The following is a 20,978-nucleotide window of genomic DNA, read 5'->3' as shown; positions in this document are numbered from 1 at the left end:
CAACTCCCGGCGAACACGAAACGGTCCGCACCCCATCGACTGCGGATGCCCGCCAGGCATCCCCGCATGCAGCAGGAGAACCCGCATGCACAAGCACCACCCGCGCCGCACCGCACGACTCGCCCTCGCGACGGCCACCGCGGCCGCGCTCACCGGCGGTCTGCTCTCGTTCGCGGCGTCCACGGCGACCCCCCCCGACTCCACCGTCGTCCCGCGGGCCGATTTCAACGGCGACGGCATCGGCGACGTGGCCTTCTCCGCCGACGGCGCCTATGTGAGCGGCAAGAAGGAAGCCGGCCAGCTCGTCGTCCTCTACGGCACCGCGAGCGGCGTCTCGTCCGCCAAGCGTCACACGATCAGCCAGAACACCACCGGGTCGCCCGGTACCGCCGAAGCCGGGGACCGCTTCGGCTACGACACCGCCTACGCCGACTTCAACGGCGACGGCTACGACGACATCGCCGTGGGCGCTTCGGGCGAGGACGTCGGCAGCGACGTCGACGGCGGTGGCCTGGCCATCCTGTGGGGCTCCGCCTCCGGCATCACCGGCAAGGGCGTCACGGTCGCCGACCCGGCCCCGTCCGCGCACGACCGCTGGGGCAAGAACCTCGCGGCCGGCGACTTCGACGGCGACGGCAAGGCCGACCTGGCCGTCGGCAGCAACAACGCGACCCTCTACGTCTTCAAGGGCGGCTTCAACTCCTCCGGCGTCGCGGGCGGGCGCTACACCATCAAGCCCCCGATCATGGGCTCGGACGCGAACGGCCCGCTGAACCTGAGCGCCGGTGACGTCAACGGCGACAGCCGCACCGACCTGGTCGTCGACGGCTACGAGTACCAGACCGACTACGGCTGGAACCAGAACTACTACATCCCCGGCTCCTCCAGCGGCCTGGCCATGGCCAACATCCGGACCCTCAAGCCCGGTGTGATCACCGCGATCGGCGACATCAACGGCGACGGCTTCGGCGACATCGTCAGCGGCGCCCAGTGGAACGCCACCACCAGCGACGGCACCTCCGTCCCGGACTCCGCCAAGGGCGGCAAGGTCTGGGTGACGTACGGCACGGTAGACGGCCCCGGCTCGGTCACCGGCATCACCCAGGACACCGGCAACGTCCCCGGCGCCTCCGAGACCAACGACTGGTTCGGCTACGAGCTCGACCTCGGCGACATCAACGGCGACGGCTTCCTCGACCTCGCCATCGGCGTCGCCGGCGAGAACATCGGCAGCGCCGCGAACACCGGCGCCGTCACCGTTCTGTACGGCAGCGCGAGCGGCCTGAACACCTCCACCGGCGCGCAGGGCTTCGCGCAGAGCACCGCGGGCGTCCCCGGCGACGACGAGGACGACGACATGTTCGGCATCGACCTCAAGCTCGACGACGTCACCGGCGACGGCAGGGCCGACCTGGTCGTCGGCTCCGCCGAGAACGACGGCAACGGCGGGGTCACCTACCTGCCCTCCGACGGCTCGAAGATCACCACCACCGGCTCCCGTTCCATCGCCCCGAGCACCTCGGGCGTCTCGACGACGGGCACGCCGTACTTCGGCGCCAACTTCACGGACTGAGCAGCCGTAGGACTCGCACACAGCCGCAGGACTCGGCAAGCAGCCGTAGGACTCGACTAGCCGGGCCCGTTCGTCCCCACGGGCCCGGCACCCTTTTCCCAGGAGCACCCACCTTGCGCAAGCGCCCCCTCCTCCTCGCCGCCGCCCTCACCACCGGCCTGCTCACCGCCCTCCCGGCCGCCACCGCCTCCGCCGCCCCCTCCGGCCTGGCCGGCGACTTCAACGGCGACGGTTACCGCGACGTCGCGGTCGGCGCCCCCTGTACCAGCGTCGGCTCCGCGAGCTGCGCCGGGGCCGTCGTCGTGCTGTACGGCTCGTCGTCCGGTGTCTCGGCCACCCGCAAGGCCGTGATCACCCAGAACTCCCCCGGCGTGCCGGGCACGGCCGAGTCGGGAGACGTGTTCGGCGGCGCCCTCGCCGCCGCCGACCTGGACCGCGACGGCTACTCGGACCTCGTCGTCGGCGCCACCGGCGAGAGCATCGGCGACCGTGACGGCGTCGGCTCCGGCACCGTCCTGTGGGGCTCCAGCTCCGGCCTGTCCGGCGGCAAGGGCCTGCCGCAGCCGTCCACGCTCGCCGAGTGGGGCGGCTTCTCCCGGGGCATCGCGGCCGGCGACTTCGACGGCGACGGCGACACGGACGTCACCCTCACCGGCCAGGACCACACCCGCCTGTACCTCGGCCCCTTCACCCGCACCGGCGGCCCGCTGAGCAACTACCGCGTCGGCGAGCTCGGCACCACCTACGAGGTGACCGCGGGCGACATGACCGGCGACGGCGCGGCCGAGCGCGTCTACCCGCACGCCGTGGACGGCGACTCCGGCGGCCAGATCTTCTACTACCGCAGCTCCGGCCCCGGCTCCGGGTACACCCTGAACGAGCTGCCGAACGCCGACGGCTTCCCCGGCTCGATCGCCGACATCGACGGCGACGGCTACGGCGACCTCGTCCTCGGCGACGCCACCGACCCCAGCCAGTACAAGCCCGGCGGCCACAAGGGCGGCCAGATCACCGTCTGGTACGGCGGTCCGGACGGGCCCGACCCCGCGCAGACGCCGACCGTCGTCCACCAGGACACCACCGGCGTGCCCGGCTCGGGCGAGACCGACGACGCCTTCGGCTCGACCGTGAGCACCGGCGACATCAACGGCGACGGATACGCCGACGTCGCGGTCGGCGCCCCGGGCGAGGACCTCGGCTCGGCCGGCGAGGCGGGCTCGGTGACGGTGCTGTTCGGCTCGGCCTCCGGCCTGAAGACCAGCGGCGCCCAGTCCTACACCCAGAACACCGCCGGCGTGCCCGGCACCGCCGAGTCCTGGGACCGCTTCGGCTCCGCGGTCGACCTCACCGACCTGACCAAGGACGGCAAGGCCGAACTCGTCATCGGCGTCGACGGCGAGAACTCCGCCGGCGGCGTGTGGACCCTGCGCGGCACCTCGACCGGCCTGACCACCACGGGCGCCAAGGGCCTGACCGCCGCCGACATCTCCCTCAAGTACGGCGCCAACTTCGGCTCGGTGATCGCCCAGTGACGTACCGTCAGTTCACCGGTGGGGGGTCCCTGCGCGCCCGTGTCACCGCCACCGCTCTCGCGGCGGCCCTGACCCCGCTCGCGCTCACCCTCTGCGCCCCGGCCGCCCACGCCGCCACGGCCGCCGCCCCGTACGACTTCAACGGCGACGGCCGCGTCGACCTCGCGATCGGCGCACCGGGCGCCACGGTGGGCGGACAGGCCAAGGCGGGCGCCGTCTCCGTGGTCTACGGCAGCTCCACCGGCCTGAAGACCTCAACGCGCACGCTGATCACCCAGAACACGGCCGGCGTCCCCGGCGCCGCCGAGGCCGAGGACGCCTTCGGGTCCGCCGTCACCTCCGCCGACCTCAACACCGACGGCTACGCCGACCTGCTGATCGGGGCACCCGGCGAGGACGTCGACGGGGACACCAACGACGGCACGGTCGTCGTCATCTGGGGCTCCGCGTCCGGGCTGTCCGGGGCTCGTTCGGTACCCAACCCCAACGACACGGATCTGGACCGCTACGGGCAGTCGGTGGCGGCGGGCGACGTCGAGGCCGACGGCGACCTGGACATCGTGGTCGGCTCCAACGGCCCGATCGGCCTGACCTTCATCAACGGCCCGTTCACCAGGACCAGTTCCTTCCAGGGCGCCACCGGCCAGAGCTTCGCCGACGAGTACTCCACCTCGTACGGCATCACGTCCGTGAGCGTCGGGCACGTCACCGCGTCCTGGCAGACCAACCTGGTCCTGCACGGCCGCCGAGGGGGCACCGACGACGCGATCACCCACCTGGTGACCGACCCCTCCATCGGCAACTACACCGACTGGTGGCAGGAGCTGCCCGCCGGCTACGTCTCCGCGATCGGCGACATCGACAAGGACGGGTACGCAGACATCGCGATCGGCAACGAGCGCGAGACCTCCGCCGACCCGGCCGGCGCCAAGGGCGGCAAGGTGACGGTCGTCTACGGCGGCCCGGCGGGCCTGAACCCCGACCGCGCCCCGCTCGTCCTCACCCAGGACACCCCCCAAATCCCCGGCGCCGCCGAGTCCGGCGACCGCTTCGGCAGCCATGTCTTTCTGGGCGACATCAACGGCGACGGCTACGCCGACCTGGCCGTCGGCGCGTCCGGCGAGAACGCCGGGGCCGGCGCGGTGACCGTCCTGTACGGCTCGGCGACCGGCCTGAGAACGACCGGCGTCCAGTCCTTCACGCAGAACACCACCGGCGTGCCCGGCACCTCCGAGTCGAACGACCGCTTCGGCGCCCGCGTCCTGCTCGCCGACCACTCCGGCGACCACCGCGCCGAGCTCACCGTCTCCGCGACCGGCGAGAACGGGGACGGCGCGATCTGGTCCCTGCGCGGCGCGACGGGCGGCGTGACGACCAGCGGGGCGGCGAGCTTCGGGCCGGGGACGACGGGCGTCTCCACGGCCGGCAGCCCGGGCTACGGCGCGGCTCTCAACTCCTGAGCTCTGAAAGGGACTTCACGATGCGCAAGCGCACCCTTCTGCTGGCGGCCGCTCTGACGGTCACCGCGGGTCTGCTGTCCGCCCTGCCCGCCACCAGCGCCTTCGCCGCCCCCTCGGGCCTGTCCGGCGACTTCAACGGCGACGGCTACCGCGATGTCGCCGTCGCCGCCCCCATCGCCAAGGTCGGCGGCAAGACGGGCGCCGGATACGTCGCCGTCGTCTACGGCACCGCGAGCGGCCTCGACACCGGCAAGCGGCAGATCATCAGCCAGGCCACCGACGGCATCCCGGGCGTCCCGGAGTCGTACGACTACTTCGGCGACCGGCTGACCACCGGCGACCTGGACGACGACGGCTACACGGACCTGATCGTGGGCGTGCACGCCGAGCGGATCGGCTCGACCGACGACTCCGGCGTGCTGACGGTGATCTGGGGCGGCTCGACCGGCCTGAAGAGCGCCACCGACCTCTCCTCGCCCCTGCCCGAGAACCGCAACGAGCTCGGCTGGTCCGTCGCCACCGGCGACTTCGACGGCGACGGGGACACCGACCTGGCGCCCGCCAACATCGCCTACCCGGACCTGAGCGTCTTCCACGGTCCCATCTCCCGCACCGGCGTGGCCAGTTACGCCGAGTCCATCGCCGCGTCCGCCGAGGCGGGCATGGGCGTTGACAAGATCGTCGCGGGCAGGGTCAACGGCGACGACGCCACCGACCTCCTCATCATGGGCCAGCAGGACACCGACTCCGGCTACTACCGCACCCGCAGCGCCCTCTTCATCGGCGGGGCCGACGGCCTGCACCTGCACGGCGAGCTCGCGGGCGGCTACGACGCGGTGATCGCCGACGTGAACAAGGACGGCTACGGCGACATCGTCACCGGCAACTTCATGGAGAAGTCGGCGGCCGAGCCCGACGGCGGCCTCGGCGGCGCGGTCACGGTGACGTACGGCTCCGACTCGGGCCTGTCCACCCGCGCCCCGGTCAGGATCACCCAGGACACGGCCGGTGTCCCGGGAGCCGCCGAGAAGGGCGACGGCTTCGGCTGGAGCCTCGCGGCGGGCGACACCAACGGCGACGGCTACGCGGACATCGCGGTCGGCATCGAGAACGAGGCCGTCGGCTCGGTGTACAAGGCGGGCTCGTTCGCGGTCCTGCGCGGTTCGGCGTCCGGTCTGACGGGCAGCGGCGCCAAGGTCTTCAGCCAGGACAGCTCGGGTGTCCCCGGTACGGCCGAGCGGCTGGACAACTTCGGCAGCGCGGTCCACCTCACGGACATCGACGGCAACGGCCGCGCGGAACTCGTCGCGAGCGCGGTGAACGAGAACACCGGCGACGGCGCCGTCTGGCTCTTCAAGTCCACCACCTCCGGTATCACCGCCACCGGCGCCAGGACCTTCGGCGCCGCCACGGTGGGCGGCCCGACGGGCGACGCGTACTTCGGCGACGTACTGGCGGGCTGACCGGGGTTCTCGCCGTACGGCGTTTCCCTGACGGGCTCCCTGAGCTGTCCCCCCGGCTTCCCTTAGGGGATGTCACAGCTCGGCCGCAAAGCCGGGCCCGAAGCGGAGGGCCCGGCACGCGATTCTCCGGGACCAGGTACGTTCGAAGACGTGGCTGGATTCAGGATCGGACGGGGCAGCCGGAACAACGGCACCCCGCAAACGCGCCCCCAACAACCTCGGTACGGGCAGCAGGCGCCCCAGGGACCGTCGTACGGCTATCCCCCGCCGCCGCAGCAGCCGTACGGCGGCTCGGGCGGCGGCGCAGGCGGTTGGCCGCAGGCGCACGGCGGCGGTGGCCAGGGCGGTTACGGCGCCGGCGGCCAGGGTGGGCACGGCGAGCCGGAGTACTTCGGCGACGGCGGCTACCCGCACGGCCAGGGCGGCGCCCCGGACCCGTACGCGGCGAACCACCCGGGCCACACCCAGGCCTTCTCGGTCGGCGAGGACCCCTACAGCCAGGGCGAGACCTACCACGCGGGCTCGGCCCCGCCCGCCCCGGTCGGCCCTCGCCTGCACTGGAAGCAGCTGCTGCGCGGCATCGTCCTGTCCCCCGGGCAGACGTTCCTGCAGATGCGGGACTACACGATGTGGGGCCCCGCCCTCGTCGTGACCTTCCTGTACGGCCTGCTGGCGGTCTTCGGCTTCGACGGCGCACGCAACGACGCGATCAACGCGACCCTGTCGAACGCGGTCCCGATCGTCCTGACGACAGCCGTGGCGATGGTCCTGTCGTCCTTCGTCCTGGGCGTGGTCACCCACACGCTGGCCCGCCAGCTGGGCGGCGACGGCGCCTGGCAGCCCACGGTCGGCCTCTCCATGCTGGTCATGTCCCTGACCGACGCGCCCCGCCTGGTCTTCGCGATGTTCGCCGGCGGCGACGCGACGTTCGTCCAGGCCCTGGGCTGGGCGACGTGGGTGGCGGGGGGTGTCCTGCTGACCCTGATGGTCTCCAAGTCCCACGACCTGCCCTGGCCGAAGGCACTGGGCGCGAGCGCGATCCAGCTGGTCGCGCTGCTGTCGATCGTGAAGCTGGGCACGTTCTAGAGCCACCGGGCTCGTTCCAGAGCCCACCGACGTACGTAAGGGCCCCCGGCGTCCGCGCCCGGGGCCCTTCGTTCTTAAAAATCTCCGGCGGTGATGTCGAGAACCCGTGCCTTGCTCCGTCCCCGGTGTGAACGCGACCAAGATGGGTCGCACCAGCACCGAGGAGAGACACCATGGCCAAGTACTTGCTTCTCAAGCACTACCGCGGCGCTCCGGCTCCGGTCAACAACGTGCCGATGGACCGGTGGACGCCCGAGGAGGTCTCGGCGCACATGCAGTACATGCACGACTTCGCGGCCCGGCTCGAGAAGAGCGGCGAGTTCGTCGACGGTCAGGCGCTCGCCCCCGAGGGGACGTTCGTCCGGTACGACGGTGAGGGGCGCCCGCCGGTCACCGACGGCCCGTTCGCCGAGACCAAGGACCTCATCGCCGGCTGGATGGTGATCGACGTCGACAGCTACGAGCGCGCGGTCGAACTGGCCGGGGAGCTGTCGGCCGCCCCCGGGGCGGGCGGGAAGCCGATCCACGAGTGGCTCGAGCTGCGCCCCTTCATGACCGCGCCGCCCACCATCACGGAGTGACCTCTCAGGTGTCTCAGATGAACGAGGCCCTGCTGAGGAGCCTCACGCCCAGCGTGCTCGCCGTCCTCGTCCGCCGCGGAGCCGACTTCGCGGCGGCCGAGGACGCCGTGCAGGAGGCGCTGGTCGAGGCGGTCCGCGGCTGGCCGGCCGACCCGCCGCGCGACCCGAAGGGCTGGCTGGTCACCGTGGCCTGGCGCAAGTTCCTCGACCAGGCCAGGTCGGACACCGCCCGCCGCCGACGCGAGGACCTCGTAGACGAGGAACCGGCGCCCGGACCCGCACCCGCCCTCGACGACACCCTCCAGCTCTACTTCCTGTGCGCCCACCCGTCACTGACGCCGTCGTCCGCCGTCGCGCTCACCCTGCGCGCCGTCGGCGGACTCACCACCCGCCAGATCGCCCAGGCCTACCTGGTGCCCGAGGCGACCATGGCGCAACGCATCAGCCGGGCCAAGCGCACCGTCTCCGGCGTACGGTTCGACCGGCCCGGCGACGTCGCCACCGTGCTGCGCGTCCTCTACCTGGTCTTCAACGAGGGCTACTCCGGCGACGTCGACCTCGCCGCCGAGGCCATCCGGCTCACCCGGCAGCTCGCGGCCGCGATCGACCACCCCGAGGTGGCGGGCCTGCTCGCCCTCATGCTGCTGCACCACGCCAGGCGCGCCGCCCGGACCGCGCCCGACGGCAGCCTGGTGCCGCTGGCCGAGCAGGACCGGGGCCGCTGGGACACGGAGTCGATCGCCGAGGGCATCGAGATCCTCCAGTCGGCACTGGCCCGGGACCGGCTGGGCGAGTTCCAGGCCCAGGCCGCCATCGCAGCCCTCCACGCCGACGCACCCACCGCCGAGGAGACCGACTGGGTACAGATCGTCGAGTGGTACGACGAGCTCACGCGCCTGACGGACAGCCCGGTCGTCCGGCTCAACCGCGCGGTGGCGGTCGGCGAGGCCGACGGACCCCGCGCGGGCCTTGCGGCACTCGCGGAGCTGGACGCCTCACTGCCCCGCCACACGGCGGTGGCGGCCTACCTCCACGAGCGCGACGGCGACCTGACGACGGCGGCGCGCCTGTACGCCGAGGCGGCCCACAAGGCACCCAACCTCGCCGAACGCAACCACCTGACCCGCGAGGCCGCCCGCCTCAACGCCGGCCGGCGCCACTGACGACGCCCCGGGCGCGGGTCACAGTGCTTCCTTGTTCTCCTTGGGCGCCTCTCCCGGCTTCTGCACGGGAGGCAGCACACTCCACGGGAAGTTGATCCACTCATCGGTGCGCTTCCACACGTACTCGCACTTCACGAGGGAGTGGGACTTCTCATAGATCACGGCGGACCGCACCTCGGCCACATGCTCGAGGCAGAAGTCGTGCACGAGCTTCAGCGTCTTGCCGGTGTCGGCGACGTCGTCGGCGATCAGCACCTTCTTGTCGGTGAAGTCGATCGCGTTGGGAACGGGAGCGAGCATGACGGGCATGTCGAGGGTGGTCCCCACGCCCGTATAGAACTCGACGTTAAAAACGAAAAGGCCTCCCACCTGCAATGATGCAGGCGAGAGGCCCTGAAACTCAGCGAAAACTCAGCATTGAGGGTCAGCAACCCTCATCAGGCTGCCTCATCGTCCACCAGTGTCAGGCGACTCCGGAAGGCGTCCGCGAGCGACGCCTCGAAAGCTCCCGTGATCCGCTCGTCAGCTCCGTCTACTAGGTGCGCGTAGACCTGCTCTGTGACCTTGGTGGAGCTGTGTCCCATCCACCGTGCCACCTCATACAGGGGCACGCCCGCCGCAATGGACATGCTCGCGAAGTAGTGGCGGAGAGCCTTCGGGGTGTACCCCGAGTCCTCCAGCCCGGCCTTCTTGATCGCGTCGTTCCAACGGTCCGTGTACGTCGTCCGGGAGGGGTGACGGTGCTGGTAGGTCTCTGACTCGTAGTACCAACCCTCATCCCCCCACGGCTCCCAGAAGGCACGGTGCTTCTCCAGCTCGTCAGCCACCGAGGGAGGGACCGGCACCCATCGACCCTTCCGGGACCACTTGGGCTCGTTCTTAACGCTGGTCCCCCGGTTCGAGCCGCCGTTCTTGCCGAAGTTGGTCAGCTGGTTCTGAACGAAGTACCAGCCATCCCGGCGGGTGAAGTGCGACTGAGAGAAGGCCAGGGCCTCACCCACACGCAACCCACAGCCCGCCTGAATCCAGATCGACGACTTGTAGACAGGGCGCATGGCCTCATAGATGGCCATTACCTCAGCCGTGGTCGGGATCTCGTCGTCCTCAACCGGACGATAGGACGAGTCGGTCCGGCCGTTCACCGCAATCGTCTTCCCCGCGTACTTCGGGACGATCTCCGCCTCATAGCAGTATTTGAGGAACGATTTCAGCACGACCTTGCGGGTAGCAATTCCGTAGGGCTTGTATCCCTTTTCCTTCTGGACTTCTTCCCACTTCGCGATGTCCGATGGAGTGATGGAGCCGATACGGCGGCTTCCGAACATATCGGCAAAGTGGTTCTTGTAGATGCTCGCGTACTGGACAAGCGTGGAGTCTTCCCGCTGCCCGAAGCCCAACCACTCTTTCCAGCAGTCTTCAAAGGTTCGCTTGGAGTGCTTGCGGTCGACGTACACCCCAAGGCGCTTGTCGTTCTCGACCTTGTTGGCAAGGTCCTTCGCCTCAGTCTTCTTGTTGTGAGGGAACGACTCCTCCGTCTGGGCCCCGTTGGCGTCCCGGAACCGAACCACCCACGAGTGCTTGCAGCGCGGCCACGCGCCAACCTTGCACTCACAGCGCTTGATGATTGAAGCCACGAGGACCTCAACTCCCTTGTCTAGCTGGGTCGGAGCCCTATCCCCGACCTCAGCACCATGTTCTACACGTCAACTCGCCCTAGCTACAAGCCTGTTGGGCGATCCAGTGATCTACGTCACGTTCGCGAAACCTGAGATGCTTTCCGACTTTATAAGCCGGTATTCCCCAATCACGCCATTTCGCATATAGCGTTCTCTTTGAGACAGCCAACCGCTCAGCTGTCTGATCCGGGGTCAGGAGCCGATTCGACCCGCCCGCACTCATACGCCCCACCCTGATGCGGTAGTCTCGCGTCGACCTCGCGCGGGTCGAAGCCTCCCCGGAGCCCTATCTCCGGGGAGGCCTTTTTCAACAGATGCGCATTCCATCTTCACCATTCCTTTCTGGCATTTCCCTTAGGGTTTCGTCACGCCGCATATCTCCACCCTTCAGCGATCATGTCTCTTCTGATTTCGCGGAGGGCTGCTACGTCTTCGGCAATGCCGTGCGCAAAGTCCGCCTCGGCCGGGGAATGTCCGGAGCCGACGTAACGCCAGGCTGATTCGGTGACGGTGTCTCGGTCCTCCAGGGCGACCAGGCCGCCACCCCGGTGATCCGCCCGGACCGCGCGGAGTGCTCCGTATGTGGTGGAGTACTGGCGTGATTTGGTGAGGACGTGGCCCCGGTATCCGAGCGTGTGAGCCCAGGCCCGGAGCCTCAGTTCCTCCAGCTCCAGGAGGCCGCCCAGGCGCCAGCAGGCAGCCATGAGAGCGCGCAGGTGGGCACTCACCGGGGCCAGGCGGATGCTGTCGAAGTCTTGTATGCGGTAGTCGATGCCACCCGCGTCGCCGACGCTTTTGGAGACATATTTAGCGACGTAGGCCGCAACGGCGTTGTCGGTCACCGCCGTAGATTCGGTGAATGCGTCGCTGCGGATCGGATGTACGTCGATCTGTTTTCCCCACTTGATGACCCGTTCACCTGTTGCGGGGGAATACGGTGTGCGCACCTCTACTTGGTCAGCAGCCGACCGCACGGCGCTTTCGAGGAGTTCGGTTGTTCCCCACACGGGTGGGGGCGAGGAAGGGCCGTCTGGCCCGTCGATGCGGATCACCGCGTGGAAGTGCACTGCCCCGCGCTTTTGGTATTCGGCGACTTTCGCGAAGGACACCGTCAGGTGTTCGCGCAGGCGGGTTTGTGTGATTCCTGCGGCGGTCGCCAAGTGCCGCCGGAGCGTGCGGCAGTAGTGATTCCACAGTGAGCCGGCCGAAGCGTGCCAGAGGACGTGTCCGGGGTAGTCGTAGCAGTCCGGGCAGAGCGGTTGGCCCACCGCTGAATCGGTGTCGGCGTGCTTGTGGCCGCAGCCGAGAGGCCGCCCGTGTTCGCAGGTACCGCCGTCTCGTCGAGGGCGGCACACGGCCCCGTCCGGGCCACTCGCACGGTGCACCGCGCCGAACGAAGGGGCGGTGAGGGTGACGAAGAGCCGGGGGTGACGCTGCACCCCGTCCGCAACGCCTTTGCCGCCCAGGAGACCAGAGCGGACCAGGTGGAAGGTGTCGCCCGCATGCAGGTACGAGCACGGCTCGCAGCGCGTCTCTCGCCGGTTGCGGCAGCGGACCGGCATACGGCCGCCGGGATCGTCACCGGTGTCGTAATGCCGCAGCACCTCGCCAGTGACGGCATCCCGGGTGGTGGTGTGTCCGGCGAGGTAGATCGGGTGCGCGCACCCGCCAATGGATTTGATCTGTTCGAGCCAGCGCGGGAATCCGGGTTCGTGGACGAGCCGGATAAGGTCACGCTCGGTGGGAGAAAGAAGGCGCAGGCGCTCAGCCTCATTGAGGACTGAGCGCCGCACCTCATCCGATATCGGATACAAGGGAGGCCCCCTTTCACGAGGGATAGGCGCGTCGGTCATGGATCAACTCCTTTTTGGCTTGTCTCAGCTTTGAATTTTATTCGGCTTTGATCAGCCAGAGGAGGGTGGCGCGTGACCGGTGGCTACTTCTCACCGTTACAGTGAGCGCTATCGCGCGTTCTCCAAGTAGGCAATGCTGACCCACCCCTTTCGCCCCTTGTTTGCACCGGTTCCAACCTTTCCGTAGTACCAATAGAAATCCTTCGTGCAGTACACGGTGAACCGGGTTCCCTTGGACAGAATTCCAAGGGACGTGTAATTCCTCCCCGGCCCCTTTCGGAGGTTCACGGCTTCCGTCGCCTTCTTGACATTCTGATAAACAGATTCACAATCCCTTGGCAGAGAAGCAGCCGAAGCGGTCGGGGCGGTGGCTATACCGGCCCCGATGACGCTGAGGCCGAGCGCGGTTGCGGCGAGGGAACGAGCGGCGTTCTGGCGGAGCTTCATTTCATTTTCTCCTATGAGAGAGTTCCGACGCGGTCTTTTTCCGCGTACTGGGCGGGCCTTTTCTAGCCGTTCGAGCCGACGTAATCCCTCTTGACCCAACCCTTTTTCCCGCGATTCGGCCCGCTTGTGACTTTGCCATAGCTCCATTCGCTATCCTTGTTGCAGTACTCGGTGAATTGAGTGTCGTAGTGCAGGATTCCGAGAGAGGTGTACTTGGCTCCGGGCCCGCTTCGCAGGTGCACGGCGGAGTTGGTAATTTCCATTTTCTGCGGCGAAGTCCATTCCGTGGTGCACGACTTGGGCAGCGAGGCAGCCGAAGCGGTCGGGGCGGTGGCTATACCTGTGCCGATGACACTCAGGCCGAGCGCGGTTGCCGCGAGGGAACGGGTGAGGTTCTGGCGGAGCTTCATTTTGTTTCTCCTCTGAGAGAGATTCGGGGCAGCCTTGTGCCGCCCCTGGGATTCTTTTCCGGCGTCAGCCGAAAAAGAGGCTTCCGATGGCCTGGACGATCGCCCACACGGGATAGGCGAATGGCGTTCCGGCCAGGAGGAATCCGAACAGGGCGATCAGGGTTGCCTGATAAGCCCTGATTTCCCGCGAGCGAGAGGTCAGGACGACGTACAGGAACAGGAATGAGTCGATGACCCAAATGTGTGTCTGCGTCATGCCGCTACACCTCCTTTTTCGAATGTCACGGGGTCGGATTGGGTCAGGAATGGATTCACGGGCGGATCACTCCGGCCGATCTCTGCCGCCTCGGCGGTACTCACTGGGCGGGAGCGTGCGCGCATCCACCGGCCGCCCGTGGCGACCACGGCCACGCCTTGTTCGTCCTCGGTGATGTTCTGCGCGGTGATCACGGCGTCCGCGTTGATGTCGCCCAAGGTCATCTCGGCTGATGCCTCGTCATGGACGCGGTGGGCGACGCGTCCGCCGAGCTGGGCGCGCAGCGCAGTGACGCGGGGGCCGATGTCGGAGCCGACCCGTTGCCCGGCAATGACCAGGTGGACACCCAGCGCCGCGCCGAGCTGGGCGATGCGCACCAGCAGCGTTCCGCACTGCTCCGCCTCATCCCTCGATTCGCGCGAGCCGTCGTGGAAGTACAGCTCTGCCAGTTCGTCGACGATCACGACCAGGGGCACCGGCCGCTGCTCGTCGTGCAGTTCCCAGACGGACCGCTTGCCCCAGGTGCGGCACCAGCGCATCCGTGCCTGGATTTCGTCCGCCACGCGGGACAACAGGCCGACCGCCTCAGTACGGTCAACGGCCAGCGCGGACAGCCGCCCACCGAACAGGCCGAGTTCCATGCCGCCCTTGCAGTCGACGCCGACCAGGGCGACTTTTTGGGGCGCCAGCGCGAGCACCAGCGCCGCCAGGAGCGAGGACTTGCCCGACTGCGTGGCCCCGGTGACCAGCCAGTGAGGAACCCGGCGCAGGTCGATCAGCCACGGAGCGCCGTCCTCGTATCGGCCCACGTCAGCGGCTAGGAGGGCATGTGCCGGCCCCCGGACAGAAGGAACCTCACCGGCCAGCGGATCAGCCGCCGTGACGTCGATGACCACCTGTCCCCGACGAGGCGAGGTGACCCGCACACTGTGCACCCGCCAGGTGTGTTCCATGGCACGGGCCGCCGCGTAGAACGGCGCCGGAGTCTGCCCCGGATGCAGCAGCACCCGCAGCGTCAGCCCGGTAGCCGTGGGCACCGGCCAGGACAGCCGGGGCGGCTTCGGCTTGAGTGCCTGCCCCTGCACCACGAGGTCACGGCCGATCACCCGACTCGTCGGGTGCTTGCTCACCGACAGCCCGTTGAGGTAGGCCAGCCGCCGCCAGGTCGTCACGATCCGCAACGCGGTGCCCGGGTAACCGACCAGCCACCAGCGCCACGGCCACCGCCGCACCGGCACCCCACGCGCCTCCAGACGCGGTTCCCACCAGCGCTGTGTCAGCACGCCCACGATCAGGAGCGCCGTCAGAATCCACACCACCAGGGAGGCGGGCATCAGCCGTCACCTTCCTTGGTGTCCGGCGCCTTGGTGCGCGCCAGCACGAGCCGCGCGCGCATCATGGCCGTCTCCGCATGACGGGCCGTCAGGGAGAGGAGGAACCGGATGGTGACCAGGTCGTCAGAGGTCGTCAGCAGCGCCTCGGTACCGGCGAGCGTCCGCAAGTCCCGCAGCAGCGAGCCGAAGTGCCCGTCTACGCAGAACACGGGATCGCCGTCGGGCACGTCCGCGTCATCCAGACCGGCCGCCGCCCGCATCTCTTGAGCCATCCGTTCGGCGTCCTCGGCGAGCACCACCGCGCACGGTGTCTTGCAGGCGAACACCTCTGACTCGTCCGCAGGGTTGCGGCCCACCGCAACAGACGTGATCCGCACATCCAGGAAGCTCACGCCGCACACCACGCAGGCCAGGCCGTCACCCTTGGGTCCGCTGATGTTCCAGAAATAACGGTCCATCAGGAGTCACCGCCCGACGACTTCCCGCGCGGACCAGCGGCAGCCGCCGGAGCGGAGCCGCCACCGGGGCCAGGAAGGGGCGTGATCGAGTCGGCCCGGTAGGTCGTACCGGTCCGTCCCTCCAGCGCCCAGTCACGCGCCCACAGGTTCGTGACCTTGACCTCACCGCCCTCTGCGAGGCCCTGCGGCTGACCAACGGTCGTTACGTGGATCTCTTCCAGCCGCCGCCCCTCCTGCTGGCGGACGACCAGGCCCGTGATCCACAGCGGGTTTCCTTCACGGTCCCTGCGCTGATCACCTTCCTGTGTCGTACGCGGTTCGGGAGCGATCAGGCAGCGGATCGCGCCTAGCCGTGCAACGTCGATCGGCTTGTTTTCCATGGGAGTTCACCTCTTTCCAGGACACACCCACCCGGCCACTCATCCGGATGAGTTGGGGCGATCATCATCACCCGACAGTGGAATCAGGTCAACCACTTATCCGGATGAGTGGTTTGGATCTATGCGCCTGGCGCCCAACCACTTATCCTCATGTGTGCACGGCCCGCCTATACCACGCCCCACTGACAAGCAACGCGGCACGACGACCCACCCCACGAACGTCGAGCATCCGTTGAGCTACTCACCGCCGACCTGAGAAGGACAGCAGCCATGGCAGCCCGAGAGCACATCGAACGCGCACCCTCCATGTACATGCAGGTGGCTCAGCGCATGGCCAACGACATCCGGGCAGGCCGCTACCAGCCCGGCGAGCTGCTGCCGTCCGAGACTCAGATGGTGGAGATGTACGGGGTCGGCAAGCACACCGCGCGCTCCGCTGTAGCCGAGCTGCGCCGCATGGGACTGGTCGAGTCGCAGCAGGGCAAGGGCAGCATCGTCCTTGCCGTGGGCGGAGTCCTTCCCGCCACCCGCGTTGAACGGTCCATCCAGCGCACGACGAAGGGGAGTTGGCGGCTTCCGGAGACGACGCAGACCGAGGCGCCCGCCGTCAGCAGGGGCGTGCTGGACGGCCCCTCAGCAGCCCTGTTGGACCAGCAGGACCAGGACGCCATCAACGTCGACCGCATGCTGTATGACCCGGCGACCGGCGCCCGTATGGCTCACCGTGTTCTGATCCCGCTTGCCACCGCAGCCGACGTGCCCACCCTCGCCGAGCAGCCCGATGCCGAGGTAGCCGAGCTGTACCGGCAGCTTGGCGAGGCCGGACTCAGCCTGTCGTTCACCGAGCACGTCACCGCCCGCACCCCCTACCCGGACGAGCGCGCCGCACTCGGACTCAGCGACGCCAGCCCCCTGCTCATCACCTACCGCGTGACCGCCGATGCCGACCAGGACCGCCCGCTGTTGTGCGAGGAACTGAAGGCGCCCGCCGCCACCTGCCAGCTCACCTTCCCCGTGACGCCGACGAAGGCCCCCGCCAAGCGCGCCACCCGCCGCCGATCCTGATCGGTCCAACTTCTCTTTACTTGTTCAAGGGCGCGCCTTCGGCGCGCCGGGCGGCTCTGGCCGCCTCGGCCGGGCATGCGGCCTTCGGCCGGTCCCGTCCGGACGGCCAGCCGCCCGACACCGCAACCGCCCCGACCAAGCACAGAAGCCCCCCGCGGAATCATCGCGGGGGGCATTGTCGTCTCTCCGGTCGGCCGCCAGGGACAGGAGCTGCACGGCCACCAGGCCCCGCGCTCCCCCACCAGCTCCGCCCGTCGCCATCCTCTACAGTCAGCCGTCGAGCGGTTGGCCGCCCGCAGTTGAGCGCGTCAGGCTAAGAGCCCGAGCAGGTGTTACTCGGCGCCAGAACGCCGAGCAGGCCCACACAAAAGTTCCCGGTAGAAGCAAGGTTCACCAGGCCGTTCGCGGTCTGGGTGACAGGCTGAAGGGCGGACGGAACCACCGCGTCCTGGGGTGCAGCAGCGGCAGGCCCGGCGAGCGCCCCAACGGCCAACAAGGCTCCCAGGGCAACAGCAGTACGGCGCATCAGATTCCTCCCAAAGGGTCAACAAGGCCAGGCACAAGCCGACCGACCCCGAATCTAGATCACGTACAGCAGCCAACCAGCCGCAAGATTCCCAAACCCCCTATGCGGGTGACGGATACGCCCCGGAGTAAGAACGCCAGCGGCACTCGCCATGACACATAGCGCCGTGACGAACAGTGGTTGCGGGCGGTGGTACCAGGGGCGCTATAGCGCACCCCTGGACCCCGCCCAGCGTGGCAACCTCACGCGCGAATGCGGGTTTCGTCGTGGCCCATGTCCGTGCGCGCGTGAGGTCACCACGCACGTGACCAGCCACTTTCCCCCGTCGAGGGGTACCGGCCCGACCTCCCGCCCTGAGCCGGCGAACGCTCGGCCAGGTCGCGGTGAGCCTCTACTTCCGGCAGGTGTCAGCGTGCTTCTGAGCCGCGAACCGTGCAGGGCCTACACCCGTGATCAGGATCGGACGACGGCATCCCTCGCACCGGATGAACTCACCGCGCCTGTCCGTCTCGATCCACACGCGTGAGCCCGCCGCCGTCCGCCAGTCGTCACGCCGCCCCATGCCGTAACTCCCCTTCCCTCTCATCCGCCAACCGCTGAAACCTGACCACCCTGGGCGACGGAATGCCCGCCGCGCCACGCAACCGCCGAGCAATCAGCCGCCCACCCTCCGGGCGGAGCCACACCACCGGGTCACCGTGCGCGCCCACATGCGCAACCGCCCGGACCACCCGCACGTCCGCGCCCAGCGCCGCCAGGGCCGCGTTCAGCTCCTCGGCAACTTCGTTCGCCTGACGCCACGCTGACACGTAGTCAACTCCCGGAACGAACAAGGCATCATCGGGACCGCCGTATCCCCCGTCGCCCCGCGACATCTCCTCTGTCATTGCTCAACTCACTCCAGCCCCAGCCGTGTTGGTCAGGTACGACCGGCTACCCCCGCCATGCCGAACGCTTGTGCAAATCGAAAACAGGACACGCAGTCTACTTCGAGCCCTCCCTCATACCCACCGGTACCAACCGTCACCCCGGGAAACCGCTTGCATCAACACATGCCCCTCACCGCGCACTTACGCCGCCATTACATGCCAGCGGCATAGGACAAGCGACGGCCCCCTCTCCGCCGAAGCCGAGAGGGGGCCGCAAGGTCACCCTTCCTAAATCGGGTTAGTACAGGTATGCGTCCGTGACCCATCCGACATAGCCGCCCGGCAGGCCGCCCGCCGAGTCACTCTGCAACATGACCAGGTCCCACTGCTGCCCGCCACTGACGCGCGTGGACGTGATGACCTGCACCGGTTCGCCCGCATAGATCTGACCCAGTATCAGCGAATCCGTACCCGGCCCCATCCTCACCCGGAGCCCATCCACGGTCGCCGCACGCGTCACCGCGTAGTTGACGGACTCGGCCGCCGCGCCGTGGACCGCCGACGGAGTCGACGCACTCACCGCCGCCCCGGACGGACCCGACGGAACCACCGCCGACGCCGCCGACACGCCCACCAGGCCGACGCCCGCGACCAGCGCGCCCGACACGACCAGCGTCCGCAGAGTCTTACGCTCCATGATCAACTTCCCTTCACTCAAAACAGCATGAGCGCCCCGGTTTCGCACCTCACGAAGCCCAGCCACTCATCCGGATGAGTGACCAGCATCGGATGCGAACCCCCACAAGGTCAACCACTTATCCGGATGAGTTGATGGAGAGCCGCCCACAGCGCAGGCGATAGAGCCCCGCCCCCTGCCACAGAGTGCGACAGATGGGCGGGACGCTTCACGGCAGCAGGGACCGGGCCCCAGCCCCTTAGCCAAGTGGCTGGGAGCCCGGTAGTGCGCGCGTCAGCCCGGCCATGAATCGGCCGGGTTGTCCAGCCAGGCTCTTTGGCCTTCCGCTGTCACGGTGAGCCCAAACCGCTCATGCCCTGGTTTCCCCCTGTCCTCCCACCAGCGGTAGGCAGTCTCGATTTCCTCCCACAACCGGCGCGGACCGGATTGCCAGACTGACGCCGTGTCATTTTCGCGGAAGAGGACGCACGCCCATGATCGGTCCGTGAGCCCGTAAAACCACACGGGCCGTGCACCGTCACGCTTTTCTGCGACAGCGTGCACGCAATTCCGCACACGGAGCCCAATAGCGAAACTCTGCGGACTGAACCGCCCCTCCCCCATCAATTCGCTTTCCGTAATGGAGGTTTCCGACTTCTCACGGTCGGCGGTGTTGTCGTCGCTGACATACTCGGTATGCACCACGGGCAAGAGTCGCTGCGACCGAAGCTTCATGAATTCCACCGGCCCCGTGAAAGGACCTGAAGCCTCCCCTCCGCCCCCAGAAACGGCGAGCCGGACCACAGCGTCACCATTGCCGTAGTGGGTCCCCCATGGGGCGACGATGACCCCTTGTGGTCGGCACTGCTCCACCCACGCGAACGGAATGGACCGGGTGCCGGCCGTCGCGATGATCCGGTCATACGGGGCCCCATCCACGAAGCCCTTGTATCCGTCGCCGTGCACGACGCGCACGGGAAGGCCGCAGCGCGCGAGGGCCGATCGGGCTGCATCGGCGATGGCTCCGTCGACTTCGACTGTGATGACGTTCTCAGCGCCATTCCTGTGCGCCATCAGAGCCGCGTTCCATCCGGTCCCCGTGCCGATTTCCAAAACCCGAATTCCGGGCTGCACATCCAGGTCGCGCAGCATTCGGAAAACAACACTAGGCATGGAAGCGGAAGAGGTAGAGACCGAACCCGGCTCAATGCCCGTATGCTGGCCATCGTCCCATTGCGTGACGATGGGCACATCGGCGTCCGCGTATTCCTGCCAAGTGGCCGGGTCGCTCGATTTGGAGACAGGAACACTCTTCCCTGTCTGCATATCGAAAGGCCACATGAGATCTGGCAGAAAAGCGGAGCGCGGAACCTTGGCGTACGCGGGTGCCCAATCCGAAGTCAGAACCCCAGCAGACATGAGGACGCGCCCCAGCTCTGTACGGCTGGGGCGCTCCTGGTGTGCGTTGTGAGTCACTGACTATGCAGCCTTCGGCGGGTTGGGAACGCCAGGGCCACCGTCCGGGGTGGGCGGGGGCGGCGGGGGCGCAGGCTCGCCGGGCAACCCATCTCCGCCATTGGCCTCATAGATCCTGATCATTGTTTCCCTTCCGTAGGGCTCTCATGACCCGCCCCGGCCGCTCGACCTGTCCAAGGGTTGAAGCGGTTTGATCTACCGGGGCGGTGCCTTACCCGCCCGACTGTCGCTGTCCTTCTTTCACAGCCGGGCGGCAACCCCCTTGCCCGGACTCGAACCGGGGTCTCCCGTGGGCGCTGCCAGTGCGTGAGGCGCGCCCTGGCTCAGGGACGGGAATGTCTGTCCCTGAGGTGGAGAACGGGTGCTCTTCCTGACTGAGCTACAAGGAGATGGTGCCCGTGTCCGGGGTCGGACCGGATGTCAGCCGACGCGGCCGTTGGTATTCGCGATTCGGCTGTGATTCACGGGCCCTCTATCGGTCAACGAGAGGCCCTGTTTGGGGATCGCCCACCAGGACCACCGACAGAGGAAGTGGAACCCGCCCTGGCCGGAGATCAGGGGGGAGGGGGATCATCCGGCCAGAGCAGGGGCTTACGGGGGACCGGTTCCACTCACGATCGATGACACGATCACGGCGACTGTGGACCCCCAGATCACCAGGAGTAGCACCCCGCCCCAGAAGGGGCCGTCGGCG

The 20,978-nt window shown here is 68.2% G+C and carries 19 protein-coding genes and 1 pseudogene; 8 read left to right on the top strand and 12 right to left on the bottom strand.

All coding sequences use genetic code 11. The annotated features are described in order from the left end of the window. Positions 1 to 85: 85 nt before the first annotated feature. The 7 genes from AB5J49_RS25685 to AB5J49_RS25655 all read left to right on the top strand — a co-directional run bounded on the left by AB5J49_RS25685 (position 86) and on the right by AB5J49_RS25655 (position 8,858). Positions 86 to 1,573 (top strand): VCBS repeat-containing protein, encoded by a 1,488-nt coding sequence (locus tag AB5J49_RS25685; RefSeq protein ID WP_369171030.1) that lies wholly within the window; start codon positions 86 to 88, stop codon positions 1,571 to 1,573. A 113-nt stretch (positions 1,574 to 1,686) separates the two neighbouring features. Beyond that, complete coding sequence (locus AB5J49_RS25680) at positions 1,687 to 3,105, top strand: FG-GAP-like repeat-containing protein (protein WP_369171029.1); 1,419 nt, start codon at positions 1,687 to 1,689, stop codon at positions 3,103 to 3,105. Next, on the top strand, positions 3,102 to 4,565 hold the full coding sequence (locus AB5J49_RS25675) for a hypothetical protein (protein ID WP_369171028.1): 1,464 nt from the start codon (positions 3,102 to 3,104) through the stop codon (positions 4,563 to 4,565). The genes AB5J49_RS25680 and AB5J49_RS25675 overlap by 4 nt, the downstream gene beginning before the upstream one ends. Before the next feature lie 20 nt (positions 4,566 to 4,585). Then, positions 4,586 to 6,028, top strand: coding sequence for an FG-GAP-like repeat-containing protein (locus tag AB5J49_RS25670; protein WP_369171026.1), 1,443 nt, complete (start codon positions 4,586 to 4,588; stop codon positions 6,026 to 6,028). Between the two features lie 69 nt (positions 6,029 to 6,097). Then, positions 6,098 to 7,114 (top strand): Yip1 family protein, encoded by a 1,017-nt coding sequence (locus AB5J49_RS25665; protein ID WP_369171025.1) that lies wholly within the window; start codon positions 6,098 to 6,100, stop codon positions 7,112 to 7,114. Between the two features lie 173 nt (positions 7,115 to 7,287). Further along, positions 7,288 to 7,695, top strand: a complete 408-nt coding sequence (locus AB5J49_RS25660) for a YciI family protein (protein WP_369171024.1) — start codon at positions 7,288 to 7,290, stop codon at positions 7,693 to 7,695. Between the two features lie 17 nt (positions 7,696 to 7,712). After that, positions 7,713 to 8,858: an RNA polymerase sigma factor gene (locus tag AB5J49_RS25655; protein ID WP_369171022.1), complete on the top strand. Its 1,146-nt coding sequence runs from the start codon at positions 7,713 to 7,715 to the stop codon at positions 8,856 to 8,858. Positions 8,859 to 8,876: 18 nt separating this feature from the next. On the opposite strand, the pseudogene AB5J49_RS25650 reads toward AB5J49_RS25655, so the two are convergent. The 10 genes and pseudogenes from AB5J49_RS25650 to AB5J49_RS25605 all read right to left on the bottom strand — a co-directional run. After that, positions 8,877 to 9,206 (bottom strand): annotated as a pseudogene (locus AB5J49_RS25650) (phosphoribosyltransferase); the annotation flags it as partial. An 89-nt stretch (positions 9,207 to 9,295) separates the two neighbouring features. Continuing rightward, positions 9,296 to 10,492 carry a tyrosine-type recombinase/integrase gene (locus tag AB5J49_RS25645; protein ID WP_369171021.1) on the bottom strand — a complete coding sequence of 399 codons (1,197 nt, stop codon included), beginning with the start codon at positions 10,490 to 10,492 and terminating at the stop codon, positions 9,296 to 9,298. A 79-nt stretch (positions 10,493 to 10,571) separates the two neighbouring features. Then, complete coding sequence (locus tag AB5J49_RS25640; protein WP_369171020.1) at positions 10,572 to 10,757, bottom strand: helix-turn-helix domain-containing protein; 186 nt, start codon at positions 10,755 to 10,757, stop codon at positions 10,572 to 10,574. A gap of 142 nt (positions 10,758 to 10,899) precedes the next feature. Further along, entirely contained in the window at positions 10,900 to 12,387 is a 1,488-nt protein-coding gene (locus AB5J49_RS25635) for a replication initiator (protein ID WP_369171018.1), read from the bottom strand. A 108-nt stretch (positions 12,388 to 12,495) separates the two neighbouring features. Next, a complete protein-coding gene (locus AB5J49_RS25630; protein WP_369171017.1) occupies positions 12,496 to 12,834 on the bottom strand; it encodes an SH3 domain-containing protein in 339 nt (112 codons plus the stop codon). Between the two features lie 62 nt (positions 12,835 to 12,896). Further along, on the bottom strand, positions 12,897 to 13,244 hold the full coding sequence (locus tag AB5J49_RS25625) for an SH3 domain-containing protein (RefSeq protein ID WP_369171016.1): 348 nt from the start codon (positions 13,242 to 13,244) through the stop codon (positions 12,897 to 12,899). A 64-nt stretch (positions 13,245 to 13,308) separates the two neighbouring features. Beyond that, the gene (locus AB5J49_RS25620; RefSeq protein ID WP_369171015.1) at positions 13,309 to 13,500 is read right to left on the bottom strand and encodes a hypothetical protein; all 192 of its coding nucleotides are present in this window, start codon (positions 13,498 to 13,500) and stop codon (positions 13,309 to 13,311) included. Continuing rightward, on the bottom strand, positions 13,497 to 14,834 hold the full coding sequence (locus AB5J49_RS25615; protein WP_369171014.1) for an FtsK/SpoIIIE domain-containing protein: 1,338 nt from the start codon (positions 14,832 to 14,834) through the stop codon (positions 13,497 to 13,499). The genes AB5J49_RS25620 and AB5J49_RS25615 overlap by 4 nt, the downstream gene beginning before the upstream one ends. Beyond that, complete coding sequence (locus AB5J49_RS25610) at positions 14,834 to 15,292, bottom strand: hypothetical protein (RefSeq protein WP_369171013.1); 459 nt, start codon at positions 15,290 to 15,292, stop codon at positions 14,834 to 14,836. The genes AB5J49_RS25615 and AB5J49_RS25610 overlap by 1 nt, the downstream gene beginning before the upstream one ends. Further along, positions 15,292 to 15,672: a hypothetical protein gene (locus tag AB5J49_RS25605; protein ID WP_369171012.1), complete on the bottom strand. Its 381-nt coding sequence runs from the start codon at positions 15,670 to 15,672 to the stop codon at positions 15,292 to 15,294. Before AB5J49_RS25605 ends, AB5J49_RS25610 begins: the two co-directional genes overlap by 1 nt. A 270-nt stretch (positions 15,673 to 15,942) precedes the next feature. Between AB5J49_RS25605 and AB5J49_RS25600 the strand changes: the two genes are divergently transcribed. Beyond that, the gene (locus tag AB5J49_RS25600; protein WP_369171011.1) at positions 15,943 to 16,737 is read left to right on the top strand and encodes a GntR family transcriptional regulator; all 795 of its coding nucleotides are present in this window, start codon (positions 15,943 to 15,945) and stop codon (positions 16,735 to 16,737) included. A gap of 1,693 nt (positions 16,738 to 18,430) precedes the next feature. Here AB5J49_RS25600 and AB5J49_RS25595 read toward each other — a convergent pair. Then, entirely contained in the window at positions 18,431 to 18,829 is a 399-nt protein-coding gene (locus tag AB5J49_RS25595; RefSeq protein ID WP_369171010.1) for an SH3 domain-containing protein, read from the bottom strand. 273 nt (positions 18,830 to 19,102) lie between these two features. Continuing rightward, entirely contained in the window at positions 19,103 to 20,227 is a 1,125-nt protein-coding gene (locus AB5J49_RS25590) for a methyltransferase domain-containing protein (RefSeq protein WP_369171009.1), read from the bottom strand. Between the last annotated feature and the right edge of the window lie 751 nt (positions 20,228 to 20,978).

The organism is Streptomyces sp. R28 (genome assembly GCF_041052385.1).
Classification (GTDB): domain Bacteria; phylum Actinomycetota; class Actinomycetes; order Streptomycetales; family Streptomycetaceae; genus Streptomyces.
This window is presented reverse-complemented; position numbering and strand designations above follow the sequence as displayed.